At 55.2% G+C, this 15,529-nt stretch carries 13 protein-coding genes and 1 pseudogene; 7 read left to right on the top strand and 7 right to left on the bottom strand.

Features of this window, described 5'->3' with window-relative positions; genetic code table 11:
• Positions 1–188: 188 nt before the first annotated feature.
• Positions 189–780 (bottom strand): annotated as a pseudogene (locus PKO02S_RS28605) (transposase); the annotation flags it as partial.
• 64 nt (positions 781–844) lie between these two features.
• Between PKO02S_RS28605 and PKO02S_RS28610 the strand changes: the two are divergent.
• Both PKO02S_RS28610 and PKO02S_RS28615 read left to right on the top strand, forming a co-directional pair.
• Positions 845–1,042: a hypothetical protein gene (locus tag PKO02S_RS28610; RefSeq protein WP_174819969.1), complete on the top strand. Its 198-nt coding sequence runs from the start codon at positions 845–847 to the stop codon at positions 1,040–1,042.
• A gap of 182 nt (positions 1,043–1,224) precedes the next feature.
• The gene (locus tag PKO02S_RS28615) at positions 1,225–1,479 is read left to right on the top strand and encodes a hypothetical protein (RefSeq protein ID WP_127588431.1); all 255 of its coding nucleotides are present in this window, start codon (positions 1,225–1,227) and stop codon (positions 1,477–1,479) included.
• Positions 1,480–1,540: 61 nt separating this feature from the next.
• On the opposite strand, the gene PKO02S_RS28620 is transcribed toward PKO02S_RS28615, so the two are convergent.
• The 3 genes from PKO02S_RS28620 to PKO02S_RS28630 form a co-directional block, all read right to left on the bottom strand.
• The gene (locus tag PKO02S_RS28620; RefSeq protein WP_127588432.1) at positions 1,541–1,843 is read right to left on the bottom strand and encodes a hypothetical protein; all 303 of its coding nucleotides are present in this window, start codon (positions 1,841–1,843) and stop codon (positions 1,541–1,543) included.
• Positions 1,844–1,937: 94 nt separating this feature from the next.
• Positions 1,938–2,972 carry a phosphotransferase enzyme family protein gene (locus PKO02S_RS28625; RefSeq protein WP_127588433.1) on the bottom strand — a complete coding sequence of 345 codons (1,035 nt, stop codon included), beginning with the start codon at positions 2,970–2,972 and terminating at the stop codon, positions 1,938–1,940.
• Positions 2,973–3,180: 208 nt separating this feature from the next.
• Positions 3,181–3,912: a DUF6483 family protein gene (locus PKO02S_RS28630; RefSeq protein ID WP_127588434.1), complete on the bottom strand. Its 732-nt coding sequence runs from the start codon at positions 3,910–3,912 to the stop codon at positions 3,181–3,183.
• 142 nt (positions 3,913–4,054) lie between these two features.
• On the opposite strand from PKO02S_RS28630, the gene PKO02S_RS28635 reads away from it, so the two are divergent.
• Positions 4,055–4,681 carry a DsbA family oxidoreductase gene (locus PKO02S_RS28635; protein WP_127588435.1) on the top strand — a complete coding sequence of 209 codons (627 nt, stop codon included), beginning with the start codon at positions 4,055–4,057 and terminating at the stop codon, positions 4,679–4,681.
• 56 nt (positions 4,682–4,737) lie between these two features.
• Here the strand turns inward: PKO02S_RS28635 and PKO02S_RS28640 are convergent, their stop codons facing one another.
• From PKO02S_RS28640 to PKO02S_RS28650, 3 genes are all read right to left on the bottom strand, one after another.
• The gene (locus PKO02S_RS28640) at positions 4,738–5,067 is read right to left on the bottom strand and encodes a hypothetical protein (RefSeq protein ID WP_127588436.1); all 330 of its coding nucleotides are present in this window, start codon (positions 5,065–5,067) and stop codon (positions 4,738–4,740) included.
• Between the two features lie 156 nt (positions 5,068–5,223).
• Complete coding sequence (locus PKO02S_RS28645) at positions 5,224–7,938, bottom strand: discoidin domain-containing protein (protein ID WP_127588437.1); 2,715 nt, start codon at positions 7,936–7,938, stop codon at positions 5,224–5,226.
• A 258-nt stretch (positions 7,939–8,196) separates the two neighbouring features.
• On the bottom strand, positions 8,197–8,667 hold the full coding sequence (locus PKO02S_RS28650; protein ID WP_127588438.1) for a nucleoside deaminase: 471 nt from the start codon (positions 8,665–8,667) through the stop codon (positions 8,197–8,199).
• A 219-nt stretch (positions 8,668–8,886) separates the two neighbouring features.
• On the opposite strand from PKO02S_RS28650, the gene PKO02S_RS28655 reads away from it, so the two are divergent.
• The 4 genes from PKO02S_RS28655 to murQ all read left to right on the top strand — a co-directional run bounded on the left by PKO02S_RS28655 (position 8,887) and on the right by murQ (position 15,387).
• On the top strand, positions 8,887–11,388 hold the full coding sequence (locus PKO02S_RS28655) for a S1C family serine protease (protein ID WP_127588439.1): 2,502 nt from the start codon (positions 8,887–8,889) through the stop codon (positions 11,386–11,388).
• Between the two features lie 621 nt (positions 11,389–12,009).
• A complete protein-coding gene (locus PKO02S_RS28660; protein WP_127588440.1) occupies positions 12,010–13,350 on the top strand; it encodes a hemolysin family protein in 1,341 nt (446 codons plus the stop codon).
• A 94-nt stretch (positions 13,351–13,444) separates the two neighbouring features.
• Positions 13,445–14,350, top strand: a complete 906-nt coding sequence (locus PKO02S_RS28665; protein WP_127588441.1) for a DMT family transporter — start codon at positions 13,445–13,447, stop codon at positions 14,348–14,350.
• A 119-nt stretch (positions 14,351–14,469) separates the two neighbouring features.
• On the top strand, positions 14,470–15,387 hold the full coding sequence (gene murQ, locus PKO02S_RS28670; protein WP_127588442.1) for an N-acetylmuramic acid 6-phosphate etherase: 918 nt from the start codon (positions 14,470–14,472) through the stop codon (positions 15,385–15,387).
• The last annotated feature ends 142 nt before the right edge of the window (positions 15,388–15,529 follow it).

Consider the following 15,529-nt stretch of genomic DNA (forward strand, 5'->3'; position numbering starts at 1 on the left):
GTTTTCTAAAAAGTAATAATAAGAACGCGGTTATTGTCTACAATATGAAATCAAGATTAGGAGTGCCACCCCAGCGCTGGGGCAGCACTCTTATTTTTTATTCAATAATTCATTATTCATTTCGTCAAAAACATACACAACTATACATTATTCCCGCATTTCGCAGATCACCTTGAGATAACCGGTTCTACGAGGTATCGTTTGTTATATTTTTAACAATGCCGATGACATGAAGACCTCGTCCAACAATTTCTTTTATGAGCAGTGCATGGGTGAACCAGCTATCCATCAAGGCGTACGATGCAGAGGCACCGGCGGCTATGGCGCGGTCGATCATAGACGCGATCACCTTCGGAGCAGGAAGTAGCGCTTCTTCACGGCGTTAATACCCGATTGTGCGTTTGTCGATTCCTTCGATGATACCGTTGATCTGCGATTTTGTAGGCTGAGTAAGGCGAAATCCATCGGAATAAACGTATGGCTGTCAGACCATCCCATTGTAAGCATACGGAAGCCTTTGTAATAGGCTCCGGTCGCTTGATCCTTGAATCTTGCGAGCAGTTTCACCGCTTTACTGCGGTTCCGGTCAAACATCGAATCGTCAAAAATGAACGCGGTCACGCGGTTGTCGGAAGTCAGTCGCTCGACTTTCTGAATCGTCGCAACGCTTAGAGAGGAAAGGGACCGCCGCCATGCGAATTTGGTGTGGTTTAAAAATCGATAAACAGCGTCCTTGCCGGGAAAAGATTCCGCTTTGTCGCTCTCAGAGCAAGCGAAATAAGGGTTAAGAATGATTTCGCTCTGCGAAGTTTGAGTAATTGAGAATAAGAGAGGCATCTTATTTGTGTCACACGATGCTGATGATGGAATGTGGCAGTTTCATAGCGGTACTGACGTTGATATGGAAAATGCTATGTTGGTCGCATTTGAGGAGATTGTAGAGTTTGACCCTGCAACTACTGCAGTTGCCGATCTACCCTTAGGATGGGTCGCATGGCGAGAAAATGCATCTAGCCCTTGGAATAGAGAAGAATCGAATTAATTTAGTAAGCCTTGATTGGCTACTTGCCTTCAAGGTTTTTCTCTTGTGTGTGAACTTGTATTATTTGCGTTACTCGTATAATGAATATGTGTCTTGGTGCTTGAATAATTTACTTTCCCCCTTGCCATAGTAAGGACATTGCCATTCAATTGATTCCTTAGCAGAGAAGGGGTAATCACATCATGAACCGACACGATTCCAGTCTGCAGTCGCAGAATCCGATCTCCCAAGCGCAGAACTCCGTCGAGAAAGCCCATCGCGCCGTCACCCAAGCTCAGTCGCATCCGACGGACACTACGCTGCAACAGGCGCACAATGCTATCGAGAAAGCTGAACATGCGTTGGACGATGCATCGCTCAGCTTCAACCAAGCGCCGGTCGACCAAGCTCGCGAGGCGTTGGAAGACGACAAGCAAGCTTTGGCGGAGATGGAGTAGACCAAGCAAGGTGATCGATAGGATGTAAAAGGGGCCGAAAGGCCCCTTAGTTATTCTTGCGTCATTTTGCTCGTTTCAACACATTGATGCTCGCCTCTTGCTCCAGAACCTTGCCGCCAATAATCTTCAGGTATTCCTTCATTTCAGCCATATCGTTTCTCATTTCTGTCATGTCGCCTTTAAGTACTGTCATGTCGCCTTTAAGTACTGTCATGTCGCCTTTAAGTGCCGCCATGTCACTTTTAAGTGCCGTCATATCGCCTTCAAGCACGGACACCCGCATATCCATCCCGTCGAATTTTGCAATGAGGACCTCTTGCCCGGCTCGTAGAGCTTTTAGAATTTCTAACATTTCGTTATCCATACTGGACCACCTTCCGATAACTTCTCATACATGAATTATACCACAATCAGCGTTTGCTGCGTCATGGTGAGCCGTACGTCCATCTCCCCTTGGATTAAATCCCGCCCAACAATTCGTCCAACGTCTCCCACTGCTCCGTGAGCCAGATGAGCTCCTCCGCGAACCGTTTGGGCGGAACGCTCCACTCTTCATACGTCCCCTTGAGCCACCATCCGGCTTCCCGGCACCATAGCAGCCTGAATGCCGCGGGCAATCCGCCGACCGGCAGCTCATAGGCTTCGCGATACGCCGCCACGAACGCCGCCACGCGGCTCAGGTCCAGCCGATCGTTGTGCCAAGCGCCGGACAGCAAAGCGCGAGCGACATCCACTTGCGTGTACGCGAAGGTCGTAGAATCGAAATCAAGCAGGCTCACGCGACCCGTGCCGGGGTGGTACAGCAAGTTGTCCGCCCACAAATCCCAATGCGCGCAATGGGGTGCCAACGACTCGACGAACGCGCTCGGATCAAGCGTCGCCAGCAGAGCCCCTTGCTTCTCGATCGCAGCAAGCATGCGCGCAGACGTCCCCTTCTCGCCCTGAAGCAGCTGGTCATAGTTGAGCTTCCATTTGTCCCGCATCGTTCCCAAATCCGGGACCCACTCCACGGCATAAGCGTCGCATGGCGCCAAGAGCCGGTGCATCGTGCCCGTTGCCTGACCTAAGGCGGCCATCTGCTCGCTATTCCACTGGCCCGCTCCGATCCACTCGCCGGTGACGGCTTCCATGACGATGAAGAAAGCCCCTGACGGGGTGCGCTGTACGAACGTCCCGTCTTTCGGGTACACCTGCGGACATATTCGGCTCTTCTCGTGCAAATAGTGCTGATAGGATAAGGAACGCTCTAGCCTGGAGCGTCTGGAAGCATCGCCAAGGTTGTATCGGTCAGGGTGATAATATTTGATGAAATAGGGACCTCGGTCGGTCTCGATCAGCCATTTCATATTCAGCAAGCCGGGGAATCCGGAAACGTGGCCTTGAATCCTAAAGCCGAAGCGCTGCTCCAAACAATGGAATACTTCTTCGCGGATAGTGGGGTCGTCGCTGTAGCGGTATGGCGATGGGGTGGAGGAAGAAACAGGAATCAACATGCGCTCGCTCCCTCTTATAGTCCGATTCCCCTATAATGTAACAGAAGCTGGAGCGGGCTGCAGAAATGAAAAAGAGCGAGAACAAGAGCCTGAGCGAGCAATCATTTTCAGAAAAACGCCGCTGGCCGCATCCTGATCGAACTGGTCGTAGCGGCCCCGAAATGCGAACGTTTGTTTTCCAAGCTTGCAACGAAAACGGAGATATGATTTATAGGGAAGAGGGCTCGGAAACCTCGGCGACAGCCGTCTGCATCGCCTGTAGCTGCTCCAGCGCTTCCTGCGCCTCCTTGAGGGACAGTCCGCCGGCCTGAAGCGCCTCGTCATCCAGCCCGACCAGCCGGGCATAGGCCGAGATCGCAGCGCCTAGCAGCGCGTTCCCGCCGTAGCCTTCATCGAGCAGGCGGAATAGCTCGTTCTCCGCATCCGCATAACGTCCCGTAGCGGAATAATAAGGCCATAGCTCGGCGCGTATGGCCGAAGGCAGCTCATAAGGATGCAGCAGTCGAAGCAGCTCGGCGATATCCTCGTCGACGCGCAGCAGCTCCCGATCGGCAGCATCCATTTCCTCCGTCGCCTTCAGATACAGGTACAGCGACTTGCAATAACGGGAGTATCCGTGCGGTACGCCGTGCAGCATTTGCTCGAAGTCGCCCTCTTCCTTTAGCAGCTTGGCGACCAGAACGACCTTGCCGGCTCCGCCTTCCGGCCCTTGCCGCAGCAAATCGAGCAGCGAGCTGTCCGACAAGCCGTTCAGCAGCCGCGAGGTCAAGCCGGTGAGCCGCCTCAGCAGCTCGTCGATATGCAGCAACGCCTGCTGGGGCTGCTTGCTCTGCTTCAGCCCGATCAGGGTGCCGGCCATCTGCGAGATTTGCTCGATCATGCGCATTATATAATCCCTCTGGAACATCTGGAGCCCTCCCGGATTCGCCGTTTTACTCATTATACCCCTTCTACGAAATGGCGTCCGCATGCGTTTCACCCTGCCAATCGGCAGGCTCGCATTGGCTTTCCCGTACGAATTGCAGTAGACTTAAAAGTAACAAGCAATTCATCAACGAACCCACGGAGGTCGAGCAACCAGCATGCAAATTCAAGTCTTTTCGGATACGGTCTGCCCTTGGTGCAGAATCGGCAAACAAAATTTATTCGCGGCATTGGAGCAATGGGGGCAGCCGTTCGAGCTGCAATGGCGGGCGTTCCAGTTGGACCCGACGACGCCGAAGGAAGGGTTGCCATTCCGGGAAACGATGACGAAAAAATTCAGCGGCCGTGCCGACCTGCCGCAGCTGTTCAATCAAGTCGTGCAGGCGGGGAAAGCATCGGGGGTGCGCTTTGATTTTGACCGCGTCGAGTTCATGCCGAACACGCTGCTGTCCCATCAACTGATCGAGCTGATGCCCGGAGAATCCCAAACGGCGTTTGTCGATGCAGTGTTCCGCGCTTACTTCGAGGAGGGCCAGGATATCGGCCGGCTCGAGGTGCTCCTGCAGCTGGCGGCTGAAGTCGGCGGCGACCCCGAGCAGCTGCGTGCCCGAGTGGCGACAGGGGAAGGCGAGAAGCAGGTGCAGGAAGATCTGGCTTTCGCCCGTCAAGTCGGCATATCCGGCGTCCCGTTCTTCATCCTGAACAACAAATACGCGCTGAGCGGCGCCCAACCCGTGAGCGCCTTCCTGCAGGCGTTCCAGCAAGCGACCGACGCAGCCAAGTAACGCCCGAATGCACAAAAAAGAGCCCTGGATCTGGATTCCAGGGCTCTTCTCCATTCCTATAACGAAAACTCGATTTCCTTGTTGTACGCCTCGAGCAGCGTCGACGCACGGTCGACATCCTTCTTGTGCACGTACAGCCTCACGACCGCCGGCGAATCGACGGCATGCATGGCTCCGCCGCCGCCTTGAATGGCGCCCATTGCTTGGCTTTGCTCGGTCTTGAGTTTGCACTTTACCTGGTTGTCTTTCAAATACGCATGCTTGGCATACACTTCTTCGGCGACACGACCGTTGCCGGTCTCCAGAATCCGCCAGTTCCGGCTATTCGCCGCAATGAGCAACACGACGACAGCTGCGATAACGACTGCTACAAGTATCCATACCATGGGGGAACACCGCCTTAATCAGATTTTGAGGGCTGAGTAATGGATGTCTTTCAGGGTAGTGATAGGTTGCAATACAGTATATTCGCATGCCTGGATCGAAATGAGGGGGTCGCGCTCGAAAAATAAGTTTGCCGAACCGCCGTCTAACAGCCGGTTTTAGTACCCGTACACTTCCAGCTCCACGAAATGGTTGTACGCATTGGCGGTGCTGCCGTTCACCCAGAAGCGGACGTAGCGGCCGTTAACAGGGCTGAATGTCACCGTTTTGCCAGCGCTCGACTCGTTGTACTCCGCATCGGTGCCCGTACCTTGGCCGGCGGAGTTGTTCGTGTCGTTGTTGAACACCGTCGTGTATGTGCTGAAGTCGGCTTGATCGGAAATTTGTACGATGACGTCGCGGTACTTCCGGCTGTCGGCGTAATAGTGCCACATTTTGATTTTCGTCAAGTTCAGCTTAACACCCAAGTCGATGACGGCATTCGCCGCGCCGGTGCCCCCGACGGCTACGTAGTTGGCCGAGTTCAGGTCGCCGTCCGTCAGCTTCGACGGATAAGTGTCGTTATCGCCCATGTTATAGGTGATGTCGCGGTATTGCGACACGAGCTTGGAGATCGGCTCCGTGCCGAATACCTGCAGCTCGACAAAGTGGTTGTAGCCGTTCACCGAGTTGCCGCCGAGCCAGAACCGCGCATACCGCGCCGTCACCGGGGCGAACATCAGCGTCTTGCCGGCGCTTGTCTCGGCGTATGTCGCATCGGACCCGGAGCCTTGGCCAGCGGAATTGTCCTGGTCGTTGTTGAACACCGTCGTCACATAGCTGCTGAAGTCCGGCGTCTGCGACAGCTGAACGATGACGTCCTTGTAGGTGCGACCATCTGTGTAGTAGTGCCACATCTTGATCTGACTGACATCCTTCAGCGCGCCGAGGTCGATCTGGGCATAGGCGATATCGCCCGGATTCCCGACCGCCACGTTGTCCGAGGAAGAGGTGTTCCCGTTCGTCAGCTTCGAAGGCGTCGTGTCGTTGTGAATCGTGCTGAACGTAGGAGCAATGCCCGAAGCCAAGTTCGAGCGGGTAGCGCCCGGGTATTGGATGGCGCCCATGCTGCGGCCGTTCGGATCAAACGGCGTGCCGAAGAAGTCGGTGTAGCCGCTGCCCATGATAGAGTCGTAGTTGTTGGCTCCGGTTTTCGCCGACCCAGGGGAGCCTGACGTGAGGCGGTAGTCGCGATTCGCTTCGTCGGCGAACAAGGGGTTGAGTTGCTCGTTCCCGCTGCATGTGGTCGGGCAGACGGTGGTGTTCAACTGCGTCGCCGTATAGTTCGGAGTGCTCGGATTCTTGTAGCGGGCGACCACGGAGCTGTTGTCGTAGAAGGCGTTGTTGCGCACATAAATATCGCCTGCTACCGTGTCACCTACGTTGATGGCTACTTCCCCGCGGTAGCTCGTGCCATAGTCGCCGAAAATATTGTTGCCGATAATGTTGTTCGTTACCGGGTTCGGATTGCCGGCTTCGTCGGTGATGACGATGGAATATTGCTCGGTGTCCATGACGGTATTGTTCACGACGAATGTGTTCTTTGCCTCCATGAAAGGGCCGCTGCCGTTGTAGTGCCAGGGTGCGAGGTCCATTGCGTAAGGCTGCACGGAGTGGCCGGGAAGCACAGTGGCGCGCAGGCCGGCGAAAATATTGCCGTAAATTTTGTTATACCCGCCAAGGATGTGGCTCGTTGTCGTATAATCGTGGAAATAGTTGCGGCGAATGATATTGTTCTGCGTCAGGCCGGCGAAGCCGTTCATGTCGAGCGCGTGCATGTAGCCGGAGATGCCGGCGGAGACATCGTTCTGCTCGGCGATGACGCGTTTCACCCCATGCAGCCCTTCTGCGTAGGACGTAATGGCGATGCCGGAGTGGCCCCAGTTGATGATCTTGTTGCCGCGGACGACCGCGCCGTCCACCGCATGGCGCAGGAAGACGCCGTCTCCTTCGGTCGTTTCGGTCTCGTTCTCCTTGGCTTCCCATACTTTGTCGATCAGTGAATTCGTAATAGTCAGATGTGAGACGTAGTCGTTCGGATTGTTGCCGGCGCCGGTCTCGTTCTGGGCGAGAATGCCGGAGTGTACGGCGCGTTGGACGATCAGATTATCGAATGTGATGTGCGAGCTGGGGGCTCTTGTATAAATGACATTCAGATTCGAGCCGCCTCGGAAATCGATATCGGTAATCGTAACGAAATGAGTGTTATAGAGGAGAGCTGTGGATGTGCGGCCGACGGGAATCGTCTCGACGTTCTTCGGGCCGACGGTGGGGGAGCCGGTATACAGATAGATGTATGTGCCGTCCATCGCCCATTCGTACAGCTGATCGACCGCGCTGGCGGAACCGACGCGCTGCTTGGGCACGCCGTTCGCGAAGACGCGCTCCGCGTTGGTGTAGCCGGTGTATGTGTGGCGCCAGCGATTCGTGCCCGAGATGTTCGTCCAGCCGGCATCGTTCAGAATGTCCATGCCGGCGATGACCGGCTTCGCTCCGGTTCCATAAGCGCCGATCGTAATCGGGCTCGTAAGGGTGCCGGCCTTGCTCTGCAAGTCCAGTGTCGTGTTGTACCAAGCGTCGCCGCGCTTGAACAGGATCGTATTCCCTGCCGACATCAGAGTAAGGGCGTGACCGACGTTCTTCTTCGGCGAGGCGGCCGACAGCCCGTTGTTGCTGTCGCTGCCTGAGGTGGAGAAGTAGTAAGTCGTTCCGGCGGCTGAAGCCGATCCGGGGGAAACGGCGAATAGCCCCGCGACGGCTGCGAACGAGGTTAGGGCAATCAGCATCAGCTGTAGCGCTAGACGTACCGTGGGGGCTCTGTGGATGACGTTCATCAATGAAATCCTCCTTAAGCGATTTGAAATTTGACAACACTTAGAACGGAACCTGACAAAACATGATTCAATCTGGTTTACTTTACACCTCCTCGAATAGAAATAGTTATGGTTTCCTTGTGATTCTTGGGAGTAACCTAATAGTAATGCGGCATACAAGCCGTTGTCAATACAAAAAAGAGCGCTTTCTTCGAAAAGGGTTGGTTCCCTATTCTAAGAAAAAGCGCTATGATTCCAAACTGATTCCGTCGTGATTCCCTAATATTCGACGCGTCCATGTGAGGTGCGCCACAGTACGAATGGATCCTCGGCCGTATCGCCCTGCAAACGATGCATCGGAATGCGTCGCTGCTCCAGAGGAGCGCCGATCTCATCATAGATGAAGGCGTCGTCGAATCCGATCGAGGCCGCCTCGCCCCGGTCGAACGAGAAATAGACCGCTCTCGGTCTGGCCCAATAGATGGCGCCCAGACACATCGGACACGGCTCGCAGCTGGTGTAGATGTCGCAGTCCGTCAGCTGGAAGCTGCCCAGAAGCCGACATGCTTCCCGGATCGCTTGCACTTCGGCATGCGCCGTCGGGTCGTTGTGAGAAGTCACCTCATTCACGCCCGTGCCGATCACTTTCCCGTCCTTTACAACAATCGCGCCGAACGGACCGCCGTTGCCGCTCTCCACATTGCGATAGGCGAGCTGGATCGCCTCGTTCATCCACCTTACTTCATGCATCTGCAATCGCTCCTTGCTTCCATGTTCGGGCTACCTTACTAGCATAGCCAATTCATTCCGATCTGTGTCGCGCCGCGGCAAAAATGTTTGCTGGCGCACATGCATAGCGATTTGAGCGAAGTGGGAAAAAACACCTTGAACGTCTATCGCGCCTATGGTAGATTCAGAGAGAATATGTGTCATTTTCCAAGAGATTGAGAGACGGAGAGGATTAAGAGGATGAGTGGAGCAGGTATGCGAGGAAAGAACGGCAAGACGAAGAGGAGAGCGGGCTGGATTGTAGCGATTTGCCTGCTGCTCAGTCTCTGGACGAACGGGCTGACCGCTTTTGCGGCATCCGGAACGAATGCGGATATTCCTAGAATCGTAGAGCAAGTATCCTCTAGCGTCGTAGCGATCATCGGCAAACCGACCGACAATAAAAACACGGAGAACAACCGGTTCAACCTGGCGCACGGCACGGGCGTCATTGTGAAGTCGAACGGCGTCATCCTGACGAACGCGCATGTCGTGAAAGGGATGAAGAACATAGTGGTCGTCACCTCGGACGGGAAGACGTATCCGGGCAAAACGACGCATTTTGACGAAGTGAGCGACCTGGCCCTGGTGAAAATCGAAGCGTTCGGCTTGTCGTCCGCCACATTCGCTTCCCCGAACGATATCAAGGTAGGCGAGACGGTCATGGCGATCGGGACGCCGATCTCCTTCGCGCTTCGCAACTCGGTAACGGTCGGGATCGTAAGCGGCCTGGACCGGTCCGTCGAATCGAAGTATACGCTGATCCAAACGGATGCGGCCATCAATCCGGGCAACAGCGGCGGCGCGCTCGTCAATACCGACGGCAAGGTCATAGGCATCAACTCGATGAAATTCGTCGATTATTCCGTCGAGAGCATGGGCTTCGCCATTCCGGTGCATACGGTCAACTATGTACTGGAGCATTTCGAGAAATACGGCCGCGTGATGCGCCCTTACATGGGGCTCGAGCTCGAAGAGAGCTGGGAAGCGGTGGTCGGTTTGCCGGCCAAGGAATCGCTTACGGTTTCCTATGTCGATCCGGATTCCCCGGCGGCCAAGGGCGGGATCAAACAAGGCGACACCATCATCTCGTTCGACCAGACGCCGGTGTCTACAATTGTCGAGTACAATGAGCTGATGAAAAAATATTTGCCGAAGGATACACTTCGCGTTACGCTGCAATCCGAAGGCCAAACCGTCGTCCGCAGCGTCGTCCTGGAGGAAGACGAATCGACCTCGGAGGACTGGATTCAGACTTCTGACGGCTCCTACATCGACAATGACCGCGGCAAGACGAAGATCGGGGACAGCCATTATGGCTGGTCTATGAAGTATCCGGCCGGGCTGGTGATGGCGAACCAGAGCACCGAAGGCGGACGCGTCATGTTCGGCGATGCTAAGGGCGAATTCGTTCTCGTCATTGAAGTGAAAGAGGATCAGAACGAAGACATGTCCGTTGCGGCCTTGATGCGGAATGTATCGAAGAGCGGTTACGGTGATACTATTCTGGAAAAGCGTTATGTGGAGCGAGAGCCGAACTCGTATGCCAAGGTTGTCGCTATTTCCTCGGCTGCAGACGCATATTTGCAATCCCGCTCGTTCTTGAAAGGGGACAAAATTTACAGCATCGGGCTGATTGTCCGCTCGGAGGATAACTACAAGAACAAGGTGAAGCTGAATTCCTTCATCGATCTGCTTGACAGCTTTACCATCAGTTTCGATGACAAGGATACCGCGCTCAAGGATATTTCGAATTTCAAAGAAGGCGGCACCTTGTTCGCGAATCAATACGGGCTGGTGTTCGAGCTGCCATCCGGTTGGGAAGAGCCGTCGTATGGAAATACCTTGAGCTATAGCCATGATGATTATGACTTCGACGTTAGTGTGAATGTCACTTCCGCTTCCTCCGGGGAGACGCTGGCGAAGTGGACCGCACGGGAAGAAGCTGATTTCCAGTCGCGCTATAAGGACGATTATAAGAAAGTCGGAGCGTGGCAGGAATTGGAGGCGGACGGCGTACCTGTCAAACATGTGCGTTACGAATGGCGGATGGGCGGCGACAAGTGGGATGCGAAAGAAGTCGTCTACTTGATCAAGGACAAGTACAAGTACCAGATCAATATCGTGTTCACGAAGGACGAAGAGGAAGAAGAAGTGGCAAAGGTGCTGAAGAGCATCCTGGATTCGGTCAAAGTGAGCAAGGACGAAATGATCGCCGGTCTCGGATTCATCCAAGACGAAAAGGAGCTTGTCGATCAGGGCAGCACGTCCCTTTATAAGAACGAGAAATATAAATACAGCATACGTTTTCCGGAAACATGGACCTCCAGCAGCTACTTGAACACCAAGGATAGCGCGCGCTCCAGCTTCACATTCACCGGCGGCCTGATGTCCGTAGAAGCGGATGACAAGACCGGCCTCGACGACGTCGTGAAGAAGCTCGAGCAAGGCCACAAGAAGAGCAACGAGAACGACAACACGTTTACGTATGAGATTACGGACGATGCGACGTTTGCCGGGGGCGGGAAGAAAATCTCCGTGTCCTATGCACCGAACTTCACGCCGTACCAGCAGACGGAGTATGTATTCCGCCAAGGTAATGTTACGTATACGATTACGCTCAAAATCAACGAAGCGGTCAACACCGAAGCGAATGCGGCTCGGGCGGATGCGGCTGTGAAGTCGTTTAAGGTAAAGCAATAGGTTGACGAGAGGCGAGAGGCGCTGTCCCGGTTGGGGCGGCGTCTTTTTTTCTGAGCGCGGACGGAATAACGCGGTGGCGTAGTAACTACTTAGGTGGATTTGCCATGCATACACCCTACAGCAGCAGATTCTGCTCTCCCGCCACCTCTAAGCACGAAAATCCGCCTTGCAGCAGCAACTCCCGCTCTCCCGCCACCTCTAAGCACGAAATCCGCCTTGCAGCAGCAATTCTCACCCGCTAGCCTTGCTTAGGATCTTACAATTTTACTTTGGTACTTCGTATCCCGCAACCACCCGCTTTATCCACCGCTAAATGACCTAGTAACTGTGGCGTACCGCTATTTGGGCGAGAGCATGAATTTGGCGAAAATAAGGGGGATGAAAGTTGAAATTTTTAGCGCTAAGATATTCAACTGTCCAATCAAGGGTCATATATGACCGTATCGAGCCATTTTCGGCAGGAATCGAGAAGTTATCTGAACATTTAAATAAAAATCGGCTGTTTAGAGGGGTTGCGCGACTTTGATATTTCCTGACGTTCCTTGCTATAATGGACACATACTTGTTAAATAAGGGAGGTGTACCTATCTGCCTGCAGCCGAATTTGGCTGAATGAGGTGGATGGGGAGTTATTTGGGTAGTGACCCTGGTCCGATAATACTGAATTTGTCTCTAGCTCTTGTACTGGTTTTATTGAACGGTTTTTTCGTAGCGGCCGAATTCGCAATGGTAAAAGCGAGAAGCAGCCGGATTGACGCTTTGGCTCTGGAAGGCAACTTCATGGCGAAGATTGCTCAAAGGATCATGGGCAACATGAACGCTTACTTGTCGGCATGCCAATTGGGGATCACGCTTGCATCGCTTGCCCTCGGTTGGTTGGGAGAGCCTACGATAGCCCGTATTCTGGAACCGGTGCTGCATGATTTCCTGCCAGAGAGCATTATTTCTATTATCGCCTTCGTCATCGGTTTTACCATTGTCACTTCGTTCCATATCACCATTGGTGAACAAGTGCCTAAGACTTACGCGATCCGCAAGTCCGAGCAAGTGACGCTCTGGTCGGCCATTCCGCTCTACATGTTCTTCAAGCTGTTCTACCCTTTCATCTGGGTGCTGAACGGCGCGTCGAACTGGATGCTGCGGAAGTCGGGTGTCGAACCGGAAGCCGAGCATGATGCGGTGCATACCGAAGAAGAAATTCGGATTCTCGTAAAAGAAAGCCACAAGAGCGGCTACATCGACAACACGGAGCTGGCCCTCGTGGACAACGTGTTCGAATTTTCCGAGACGGTCGCCCGCGAAATTATGATTCCTCGTACCGAGCTTGCCTGTCTGTATGCCGACAAATCGTTCGAAGAGAATATGGAGATTGCGACCGCCGAGCTGCGGACCCGCTATCCGCTCTGCGATCCGGACAAGGACAACATCATCGGATTCGTGCACATCAAGGATTTGCTGCGTTGCAAGGACGGTCTGGACGATATCCGGACCATCGTGAGACCCCTGATCAATATTCCGGAATCGATGTCGATCAGCACCCTGCTCAAGATGATGCAGAAGAAGCGGACCGAGATCGCCCTCCTGATCGACGAGTACGGCGGCACATCCGGCTTGGTGACGATGGAGGACATTCTGGAGGAGCTGGTCGGCGAAATTCACGACGAGTTCGACGAGGACCGCCCGGCAATCGAGAAGAAAAACGAAACCATGTATTCCGTGGACGGTCTGCTGCATATCGAAGAGTTCTGCGACTACTTCGGGGTGGAGATCGAGACGGAAGATTACGATACGATTGGCGGCTGGGTATACTCGCAGGTGGAGATCCCGCCGAAGAAAAACCAGAAGATTCAGTATGACGGCTACGAGCTGATAGTCGACGAAGTCGATCATATGCGCGTAGCGAGGCTGATGGTGCGCAAGCTGGCTGGCGACGCACAGCAGCCGTTCAAGGTAGTCTCTTAAGCTAGGGAAACGATAAGAAGAGCGGTCGCGCCCAAGGAGGTGTCGGCTGCTCTTTCGCTTGTGAACGGGGCCGCGTGGGAGAGGGGTACTGAAGATGATTCGCGCTTATGCTTGGCTGACCTTCTGCGTGACGATATGGGGCAGTAATTTCGTGTTCGGGGCGATGCTCGTCGACGAATTTCCGCCGATGCTGCTTGCGATTTGCCGGCTGTCGGTGACCATAACGTTTTTCACATGCTTTGCTTATTTCTCCAAACGGTTCGTCAAGCTGAATCGGCACGATTGGAAGCTGTTGCTTCCCTTGGGCTTCCTGACCTTCATCAACCAGGCCTCGTTCTACATCGCACTGCAGGATGCCGACCCGACGACGTCCGCGCTTATTACCTCCACTTCGCCCATAATGGTCGCTTTGCTGGCGGCGGTGTTCTTGAAGGAGCGATTCACGCTGACGATGGGGATTGGCTCGTTAGTCGCTCTGGCAGGTGTATTCTCGGTCGTGGCGGCCGGCAAGGAGATCCGCTTTCATGCAGGGGAAATCGGAATGGTGGTGTCGGCCATCTCGTTCTCCTTCTCAATGATCATTACCAGAAAATGGGCTGAAACCCGGGACGCGTATACGATCTCGTACTACAGCACGTTGCTGGGAACCAGCATGCTGATCCCGGTAGCGCTGAGTCGCGAATCGGTGTTCGACTTGAGCACGGCTGTGTGGGCTTGGGGGCTGCTGGTCGCATGCGCCATTCTGATGCAGGTCGTCTGCGGGCTTGTATGGAACCGGGAGATGCGCAAAGTAGGCGCGAGCAAAGCGGCGGTGTTCATGAATCTGCAGCCGTTCGTCGCGATGGTGACTGGGTATTGGATTTTGGGCAAGCCGGTGACGGGGGTGCAAATACTCGGCTCGGTGCTTATTGTCGGCGGCGTCCTGCTTGCTTCGTCGCAGAAGTTGCGCGGGTTGAGGCCCGCAGCGCAGATTGCGAAAAGCCGAGCGGTGGAGAAATAGTTGCCGCTTTACAGAAGCTGGAGCGTTCTTCTATAATGAATGGAGGAACGCTCCTTTTTGTTTTTATTAAAAGGAGATAATTACCGAAAATGATCGTTAGCTGAGGAGCTGAACCCCCTATGCAACAACCCATCTCACTGAGAACTCTGGACACGGAGCAGCGCAATCCGCGCACGACTCAGTTGGACAATTGCTCCACACTCGAAATGCTGACGCTTCTGAACGCGGAGGACGCCCTCGTCCCTGCCGCTGTCGCGGAGGTGCTTCCGCTCGTGGCCGACGCGGTCGACCGCGTCACGGCAGCGCTGCGCGGCGGCGGGCGCCTGTTCTACGTCGGCGCCGGCACGAGCGGGCGGCTCGGCCTGCTCGACGCCTACGAGTGCCCGCCGACGTTCGGCGCGCCGCCGGAGCTCGTGCAGGCGCTGCTTGCAGGCGGCCTCGCGCGGGAACGCGCCGACGAGTCGGCGGAGGACGATCCCGCGCGGAGCGCGGCCGAGCTGCGCGAGCGGGACCTCTCGGCGGCTGACGTCGTAGTCGGCATCGCCGCCAGTGGGCGCACGCCGTACGTCGTCGGCGCGCTGCAGTACGCCGCGTCGATCGGCGCGGCGACGATCGCGCTCGCCTGCAGCCGCGGCTCGCTCATCGGCGCCGCGGCCGACTTGGCGATCGAGGTGCCGGTCGGCCCCGAGGCGTTGACCGGCTCGACGCGCCTGAAGGCGGGCAGCGCGCAGAAGCTCGTGCTGAACATGATCAGCACGGCGACGATGGTGAAGCTCGGCAAGGCGTACGGCAACCTGATGGTCGACATGTCGCCGACCAACGTCAAGCTGCGGGAGCGCTCGAAGACGATCGTCAGCATGGCGACCGGCGCGTCGGACGAAGCGGTGGCCGAGGCGATGGAGGCTTCAGGTCATCAGGTGAAGACGAGCATCGTCATGCTGCTGGGCGGTGTCGGGCCCGATGAAGCGGGTGGGCTGCTGGGCCGTGCCGAAGGCGTGGTGCGCGAAGCGCTGCGGTTGGCGGCGGAGCAGCGGTAGCGGGCAGAGGCGTGAGCGAGAGAGGAGCGGCGGAGCGGATGCGACAACAAGAGCAAGGGCAAGAGCAAGAGCAAGAGCAAGAGCAAGAGCAAGAGCAAGAGCAAGAGCAAGAGCAAGAGCAAGAGCAAGAGCAAGAGCAAGA

Origin of the sequence: Paenibacillus koleovorans NBRC 103111 (assembly GCF_004000845.1) — a bacterium.
Taxonomy (GTDB): Bacteria; Bacillota; Bacilli; order Paenibacillales; family NBRC-103111; genus Paenibacillus_AA; species Paenibacillus_AA koleovorans.

What these genes read in the sequence shown, in the direction of transcription:
- PKO02S_RS28625 (WP_127588433.1), bottom strand. Translation starts at nt 2,972, where the DNA reads ATGTTGATTCCTGTTTCTTCCTCCACCCCATCGCCATACCGCTACAGC.
- PKO02S_RS28615 (WP_127588431.1), top strand. Translation starts at nt 1,225, where the DNA reads ATGAACCGACACGATTCCAGTCTGCAGTCGCAGAATCCGATCTCCCAA.
- PKO02S_RS28630 (WP_127588434.1), bottom strand. Translation starts at nt 3,912, where the DNA reads ATGAGTAAAACGGCGAATCCGGGAGGGCTCCAGATGTTCCAGAGGGAT.
- PKO02S_RS28665 (WP_127588441.1), top strand. Translation starts at nt 13,445, where the DNA reads ATGATTCGCGCTTATGCTTGGCTGACCTTCTGCGTGACGATATGGGGC.
- PKO02S_RS28640 (WP_127588436.1), bottom strand. Translation starts at nt 5,067, where the DNA reads ATGGTATGGATACTTGTAGCAGTCGTTATCGCAGCTGTCGTCGTGTTG.
- PKO02S_RS28655 (WP_127588439.1), top strand. Translation starts at nt 8,887, where the DNA reads ATGAGTGGAGCAGGTATGCGAGGAAAGAACGGCAAGACGAAGAGGAGA.
- PKO02S_RS28620 (WP_127588432.1), bottom strand. Translation starts at nt 1,843, where the DNA reads ATGGATAACGAAATGTTAGAAATTCTAAAAGCTCTACGAGCCGGGCAA.
- PKO02S_RS28635 (WP_127588435.1), top strand. Translation starts at nt 4,055, where the DNA reads ATGCAAATTCAAGTCTTTTCGGATACGGTCTGCCCTTGGTGCAGAATC.
- PKO02S_RS28660 (WP_127588440.1), top strand. Translation starts at nt 12,010, where the DNA reads ATGGGGAGTTATTTGGGTAGTGACCCTGGTCCGATAATACTGAATTTG.
- murQ (WP_127588442.1), top strand. Translation starts at nt 14,470, where the DNA reads ATGCAACAACCCATCTCACTGAGAACTCTGGACACGGAGCAGCGCAAT.
- PKO02S_RS28645 (WP_127588437.1), bottom strand. Translation starts at nt 7,938, where the DNA reads ATGAACGTCATCCACAGAGCCCCCACGGTACGTCTAGCGCTACAGCTG.
- PKO02S_RS28650 (WP_127588438.1), bottom strand. Translation starts at nt 8,667, where the DNA reads ATGCATGAAGTAAGGTGGATGAACGAGGCGATCCAGCTCGCCTATCGC.